Here is a 6,902-nt window from a genome sequence, read left to right as displayed (position 1 = left end):
GGGGGCGCGCAGGGGATCGTGACCGCTGCCGGCGGGGACCGGTGCGGCCCGTGCGCGGGGGTGCGCAGGGGTGCGCGCGGACGGGGCGGCTCGCGGGGATCCGGGCGGCCGGCCGGTGGGACGTCCGGCCGGCCCCCGGGGGAGGGGCCGGTGCGGACGTCGGTGCGCCCGGGCGGGGGCCCGGTGCGGCGGCGGTCCCGAATCCCCCTCGGGCCGCCTCCGACCCTAGGAGCCGGATCCTCTCCTGTCCACTTGGCGCGTTTGCATTGTCCCAGGTCACAAGGCGTTTATGACGTGTTCACCGACGCCCCTCTGGAAGTCCGCCGGGGTCGCTGGTTCCATGGGAGCAGGCCTCTCCGGCCTGCGCCGGGCGCCGGGTGGGGGGCGCGGTCGCAGGTCCTGAGGAAGGTTCGATGATGAGCAGTGCACTGTCCCCCCGGCCGGCGTTCCGGTCGGTCGACCCCGTCCACGTCCCGCTGCTCCCGGAGCACCTCGACGACGCTGCCCCCGACCGCCAGGACGACGGCCTCGGTCTGCACCCCGCCGGGCTCCTCCAGCGGGTCTTCACCGCGGCGGGAGAGGTGGAGGCCGCGGAGTGGGCGCTCGACCACGTCCTCGACGCCGTGGCCTCCGGCGAGGAGGTGGGCATCGGTCTCGACGTCGCCCCCCTCGACGGCGCCCTCGAGTCGGCGCGCTGGGCACTGGACCGGGCGGTGGGCGCCCTGCGCGCCGAGATCCGCTGGGCGGCGCGGCACGGCGTCCCGCTCTGCCTCCTCGCCGAGGCCTCCGCGACGGAGCTGGACGAGGTGCGCTCCGTGCTGCGCTCCGCCGCTCTCGGGGCGGGGACAGGGGGACTGGCCGTCGCCGGCTGAGCCGATCTCCGCCCCGCGGGGGCTCGGAGCCCGGCCTTGTTGTTACGAATGGGTAACTGATACCGGCGGTTCCTGTTTCTCCTGGCGTGTCTGCTGTCGTCCCCCGAACGGACCACATAGATTTCTTCTGGGTGCGGCGGACGGTGATCTCCGTCACGTCGGACCCGGAGCCCCGTGCTCCACGACGCGAGCCCCGTGCTCGCCCCGGCGTGGCCCCGTCCCCCTCGGACTGCGAACCCAGCACTCCTGGCGGGCCCGTATCGACCCATGGAGGAAACGATGAGAACGAAGCGGATCGCGGGCACGTCAGTGGCGCTCTCCGGAGCCCTGCTGCTCACCGCGTGCGGCGGGGGAGACGGCGGGGGCACCGCCGCCGAGGGCGGCGGCGACGGCACCTTCAGCGTGTACATCGGGGAGCCCGAGAACCCGCTGCTGCCCGGCAACACCGGCGAGACGGAGGGCGGCCAGGTCGTCGACGCCCTCTGGACCGGCCTGGTCGAGTACGACCGGGAGTCCAACGAGGCCGTCTACACCGGCGTCGCGGAGTCGATCGAGTCCGAGGACCAGACGACGTGGACGGTCAGCCTCAAGGACGGCTGGACCTTCCACGACGGGTCCCCGGTGACCGCCCAGAGCTACGTGGACTCGTGGAACTACGTGGCCAACAGCGAGAACGCGCAGGGCAACTCCTACTTCTTCTCCAACGTCGAGGGCTACGACGCCCTCCAGGGCGAGGAGGGCGCGAGCCCCACCGCCACCGAGATGTCCGGCCTGCGCGTCGTCGACGAGCAGACCTTCGAGGTCACCCTCAGCGAGCCCTACGCGCAGTGGCCGACCACCGTCGGCTACACCGCGTTCTTCCCGATGCCGGAGGCGTTCTTCGAGGACCCCGAGGGCTTCGGCGAGCAGCCGATCGGCAACGGCCCGTTCAAGGCGGACGAGGCCTTCCAGGAGGGCCAGGGCATCACGCTCACCCGCTACGACGAGTTCGGCGGCGACGAGCCGGCCAAGGCCGCCGCCGTGGAGTTCCGCGTCTACACCGAGATCAACACCGCCTACAACGACCTCCAGGCCGGCTCGCTCGACGTGGTCGACCAGATCCCGCCGGACGCCATCGCCTCCGCCGAGGACCAGTTCGGCGAGCGGTTCAAGACCACCCCGCGCGGCGACATCACCGCGCTCGGCTTCCCGACCTACGACGAGCGCTTCGCCGACCCGGAGGTCCGCCGCGCCTTCTCCATGGCCATCGACCGGCAGGCGATCACCGACGCGATCTTCCAGGGCTCCCGCACCCCGGCCGCGTCCTTCGTCTCGCCCGTGATCGACGGCCACCGCGAGGACGCCTGCGACGCGTGCGAGCTGAACGTCGAGGAGGCCAACCGGATGCTCGACGAGGCGGGCTTCGACAAGTCCGAGCCCGTGGACCTGTGGTTCAACGCCGGCGCCGGCCACGAGGAGTGGATGCAGGCCGTCGGCAACCAGCTCCGCGAGAACCTGGGCGTCGAGTACCAGCTGCGCGGCGACCTCCAGTTCGCGGAGTACCTGCCCAAGCAGGACGAGAAGGGCATGACCGGCCCGTTCCGCTCCGGCTGGATCATGGACTACCCGGTCATGGAGAACATGCTCGGCCCGACGTACTCCACGGCGGCCCTGCCGCCGGCCGGCTCGAACGTGACGTTCTACTCGAACGAGGAGTTCGACGCCAAGCTGCAGGAGGGCAACGCCGCCGACTCGATCGACACGGCGATCCAGGCCTACCAGGAGGCCGAGGACCTGCTCGTGGCCGACATGCCGGCCACGCCGCTGTTCTTCGGGCTCGTGCAGTACGCACACTCGGAGAACGTGGAGGAGGTCTACGTCAACAGCTTCGGCCGCGTCGAGGTCGAGGACGTCGTCGTCACCTCGGAGTGATCCGACCCTGACCCGGGGCGCCCCGCACGGGGCGCCCCGGGCCCACCTGTCCGCGCAACACCTCCGCACACACAAGGAGACCCATGGGGCGGTACGTCCTCCGCCGTCTGCTGCTGACCGTCCCGGTGCTGCTGGGCGCGTCCCTGCTCATCTTCTCGATGGTCTACGCGCTGCCCGGCGATCCCATCCGGGCGCTGGCCGGCGACCGGCCGCTGTCCGAGGCCGTGCAGGCGCAGCTGCGCACCGAGTACAACCTCGACGACCCGCTGCTGATCCAGTACGCCAAGTACCTGGGCGGCCTGGTGCAGGGCGACTTCGGCACCGACTTCTCGGGCCGTCCCGTCCTCGACACGATCGTGGACCGGCTGCCGGTGACGGCCCGGCTGGCCCTCGTGGCCGTGGCCTTCGAGATCCTCATCGGCATCCTCGCCGGCGTGCTGGCTGGCCTGCGGCGCGGATCCTTCTTCGACAACCTCGTGCTGGTCTCCACCACGGTGGTCGTGTCCATCCCCGTCTTCGTCCTCGGCTTCCTCGCCCAGTACGTCTTCGGCGTACGGCTCGGCTGGTTCCCCATCGCCGGCATCTCGGACGGCTGGTACAGCTACGTCCTGCCCGGCTTCGTGCTCGCGGCGCTCTCGCTCGCCTACGTGGCCCGGCTGACCCGCACGAGCCTCGCGGAGAACCTGCAGAGCGACTACGTGCGCACGGCGCGCGCCAAGGGCCTCAGCGAGGTGTCGGTGGTCGGCAAGCACACCCTGCGCAACAGCCTCATCCCGGTGGTCACCTTCATCGGCGCCGACCTCGGCGCCCTCATGGGCGGGGCCATCGTCACCGAGTCGGTGTTCAACATCCCCGGTCTCGGCCGGGCGGTCTACGACGCGGTGCTGCGGCAGGAGGGCGCCGTCGTCGTCGGGATCGTCACCCTGTTCGTCTTCTTCTACATCTTCTTCAACCTGGTGGTCGATGTCCTCTACGCCGCCCTCGACCCGAGGATCCGCTATGAATGAGCCGCGTCCGGAGAGCGTCCGCGAGGAGCGGGACGCCCACCACGAGACCTTCTCCGACCGCGTGGACGACCGCGCCGACGAGATCGCCTCGGCGGCGGCCGCGGGGGACATCGAGCAGGTCAGCCTGTGGCGGGACGCCTGGAAGGGCCTGCTCCGCAACCCCTTCTTCCTGGTGGGGGCCCTGCTCTTCGTCGTGTTCGCGGTGATGGCCCTCGCCCCGCAGGTGTTCACCTCGGTGGACCCGCGGGCCTGCAGCCTCGGCCGCTCGGGGGAGGGCCCGCAGCCCGGGGCGCCGTTCGGCTACGACGTGCAGGGCTGCGACTACTACTCGAACGTGGTGCACGGCGCGCGCATCTCCCTGGCCATCGGCTTCCTCGCCGTCCTGGGCACCCTGGCCATCGGCGTGGTGGTGGGCGCGCTCGCCGGCTACTACGGCGGCTGGCTCGACTCGTTGCTCGCCCGGATCACCGACATCTTCTACGGCCTGCCGCTCATCCTGGGCGCCATCATCCTGCTCTCCGTGCTGCCCGAGCGCGGGGTGCTCGAGGTCTCCCTCGCGCTGATCGCGTTCGGCTGGATGACGGCCATGCGCCTGGTCCGCTCCAACGTGATCGGGGTCAAGGAGGCCGACTACGTCCAGGCGGCCCGGGCGCTGGGCGCGCGGACCGGCCGGATCCTCACCAAGCACATCCTGCCCAACGCCGTGGCGCCCGTCCTGGTCTACTCCACCATCGCGGTCGGCACGATCATCGCCTCCGAGGCGACGCTCACCTTCCTGGGCGTGGGCCTGCAGCTGCCCGAGATCTCCTGGGGTCTGCAGATCAACGCGGCGCAGAACAGGCTGCGCGACGCCCCGCACCTGATCCTCTTCCCGTCGCTGTTCCTGTCCCTGACCGTGCTCTCGTTCATCCTCATGGGCGACGCGCTGCGCGACGCCCTCGACCCGAAGTTGCGCCGATGACACCCTCCTCCGTCCCCGCTCCCACCCCCGCCCCCGTGCCCGCGCCGCCGGGCGGCGCGGCGGGCCCCGTGCTCGAGGTCGACGACCTCGCGGTGGAGTTCCGCTCCCGCCGGCGCACCGTCCGGGCCGTCAACGGGATCAGCTACACCGTCCGGGCCGGCGAGACCCTCGCGATCGTCGGGGAGTCCGGCTCCGGCAAGAGCGTCAGCGCCCAGGCCGTCATGGGCATCCTCGACATCCCGCCCGCCCGCATCACGCACGGCGAGATCCGCTTCCACGGCGAGGACCTGCTGGGCATGAGCCGCCGGGACCAGCGGGCGGTGCGGGGGCCGGGCATCGCCATGGTCTTCCAGGACGCCCTCTCCGCGCTGAACCCGGTCTTCTCCGTGGGCCACCAGATCGGCGAGCTGTTCCGCGCCCACCGGGGCGCCTCCCGGCAGGAGGCGAAGGCCCGGGCGATCGAGCTCATGGAGCGCGTGGGGATCCCCGCGGCCCGGGAGCGCGTGGGCGACTTCCCGCACCAGTTCTCCGGCGGCATGCGCCAGCGCGTGATGATCGCGATGGCCATCGCCCTGGACCCGGACATCCTGATCGCCGACGAGCCGACCACCGCGCTCGACGTCACCGTCCAGGCCCAGATCATGGACCTGCTCACCGAGCTCCGCACGCAGACCGGGATGGGCGTCATTCTCATCACCCACGACCTGGGGGTGGTCAACGAGGTCGCCGACCGGGTGGCGGTGATGTACGCGGGCAGCATCGTGGAGAACGGCACGGTCGACGAGGTGCTCTCGGCGCCCCTGCACCCCTACACCCGGGGGCTGATGTCCTCGATGCCCAGCCTCGAGTCCCAGGGCGAGCGGCTCCTGCCCATCGCCGGGACCCCGCCGGACCTCTCCGCCGTCCCCGCCGGCTGCGCGTTCCACCCGCGCTGCCCCATGGCCCGGTTCGGGCGGACGGCGGCACCGGGCAAGGACTGCGCCGCGGACGTCCCGGTGCTGCGCGAGGTCGTGCCGGGCCGGACGGCCGCGTGCCACTACAGCGAGGAGCTCGAGCATGAGTGACACCCTGCCGACGACGACGGCGGACGCGCCCCTCCTGGAGCTGCGCGGGCTCACCAAGCACTTCCCCCTCACCCAGGGGGTGCTGCTGCGGCGGACCGTGGGCCAGGTCCAGGCGGTGGACGGCGTGAGCATGACCCTCGGCCCGGGGGAGACCCTGGGGCTCGTGGGCGAGTCCGGCTCCGGCAAGTCCACCGTGGCGAAGCTCATCATGGCGCTGCAGCAGCCCACCGCGGGCCAGGTCCTGTACAAGGGCCGGGACGTGGCCGCGATGTCCTCGCGGCAGCTGCGGGAGTACCGCCGCAACGTGCAGATCATCTTCCAGGACCCCTACTCGTCCCTCAACCCGCGGATGACGGTGGGGGACATCGTGGCCGAGGCCTGGGACGTGCACCCCAACGCCGTGGCGCGGCAGGACCGCGCGGCCACGGTCCGGGAGCTGCTGGAGCGGGTGGGGCTGCGGCCCGACTACGCCAACCGGTACCCGCACCAGTTCTCCGGGGGCCAGCGGCAGCGCATCGGGATCGCACGGGCTCTGGCCCTGCGCCCCGAGGTGATCATCTGCGACGAGCCGGTCTCGGCCCTGGACGTCTCCGTCCAGGCGCAGGTCATCAATCTGCTGCAGGACCTGCAGGACGAGTTCGGCCTGTCCTTCCTCTTCATCGCCCACGACCTCTCGGTGGTGCGCCACCTCAGCGACCGGGTCGCGGTGATGTACCTGGGCAAGGTGGTGGAGACGGGCGACCGGGACGCGATCTACCACCGGGCCGCCCACCCGTACACGCAGGCCCTGCTCTCCGCGGTGCCGGTCCACGAGCCCGCCCTGCGCGGGGGGCGCGAGCGGATCATGCTCAGCGGCGACCTGCCCAGTCCCGCGAACCCGCCCTCCGGGTGCCGGTTCCGGACGCGGTGCTGGAAGGCGCAGGACGTGTGCGCCGAGCAGGAGCCGGAGCTCGTGGACCGCGGCCAGGGCCACCCGGCGGCCTGCCACTTCGCCGAGAGCCGGGACCTCGTGCCCGGCTCGGCCTAGCAGCCGGCCCGCGCGGCAGACCCGCGCCGCGGGCCGGGTTCAGCGGGCTCCGGACCCTCC

Annotated in this window: 6 protein-coding genes; all 6 read left to right on the top strand. The window is 72.0% G+C overall.

All coding sequences use genetic code 11. The annotated features are described in order from the left end of the window. The first annotated feature begins 413 nt into the window (after positions 1–413). Entirely contained in the window at positions 414–872 is a 459-nt protein-coding gene (locus CRM73_RS17455) for a hypothetical protein (RefSeq protein WP_229588621.1), read from the top strand. Between the two features lie 279 nt (positions 873–1,151). Next, positions 1,152–2,783: an ABC transporter substrate-binding protein gene (locus CRM73_RS17450; RefSeq protein WP_043738875.1), complete on the top strand. Its 1,632-nt coding sequence runs from the start codon at positions 1,152–1,154 to the stop codon at positions 2,781–2,783. Positions 2,784–2,866: 83 nt separating this feature from the next. Beyond that, entirely contained in the window at positions 2,867–3,790 is a 924-nt protein-coding gene (locus tag CRM73_RS17445; RefSeq protein ID WP_017833150.1) for an ABC transporter permease, read from the top strand. Further along, positions 3,783–4,751, top strand: coding sequence for an ABC transporter permease (locus tag CRM73_RS17440; RefSeq protein WP_109221407.1), 969 nt, complete (start codon positions 3,783–3,785; stop codon positions 4,749–4,751). The genes CRM73_RS17445 and CRM73_RS17440 overlap by 8 nt, the downstream gene beginning before the upstream one ends. After that, positions 4,748–5,815 (top strand): ABC transporter ATP-binding protein, encoded by a 1,068-nt coding sequence (locus CRM73_RS17435; RefSeq protein WP_031282879.1) that lies wholly within the window; start codon positions 4,748–4,750, stop codon positions 5,813–5,815. Before CRM73_RS17440 ends, CRM73_RS17435 begins: the two co-directional genes overlap by 4 nt. After that, positions 5,808–6,842, top strand: coding sequence for an ABC transporter ATP-binding protein (locus CRM73_RS17430; RefSeq protein ID WP_017833153.1), 1,035 nt, complete (start codon positions 5,808–5,810; stop codon positions 6,840–6,842). The genes CRM73_RS17435 and CRM73_RS17430 overlap by 8 nt, the downstream gene beginning before the upstream one ends. The last annotated feature ends 60 nt before the right edge of the window (positions 6,843–6,902 follow it).

The organism is Kocuria sp. CCUG 69068, from assembly GCF_020833785.1.
Lineage (GTDB): Bacteria > Actinomycetota > Actinomycetes > Actinomycetales > Micrococcaceae > Kocuria > Kocuria rosea.
The sequence above is the reverse complement of the archived record's forward strand: the minus strand, read 5'-3'. Positions and strand labels throughout refer to the sequence as shown.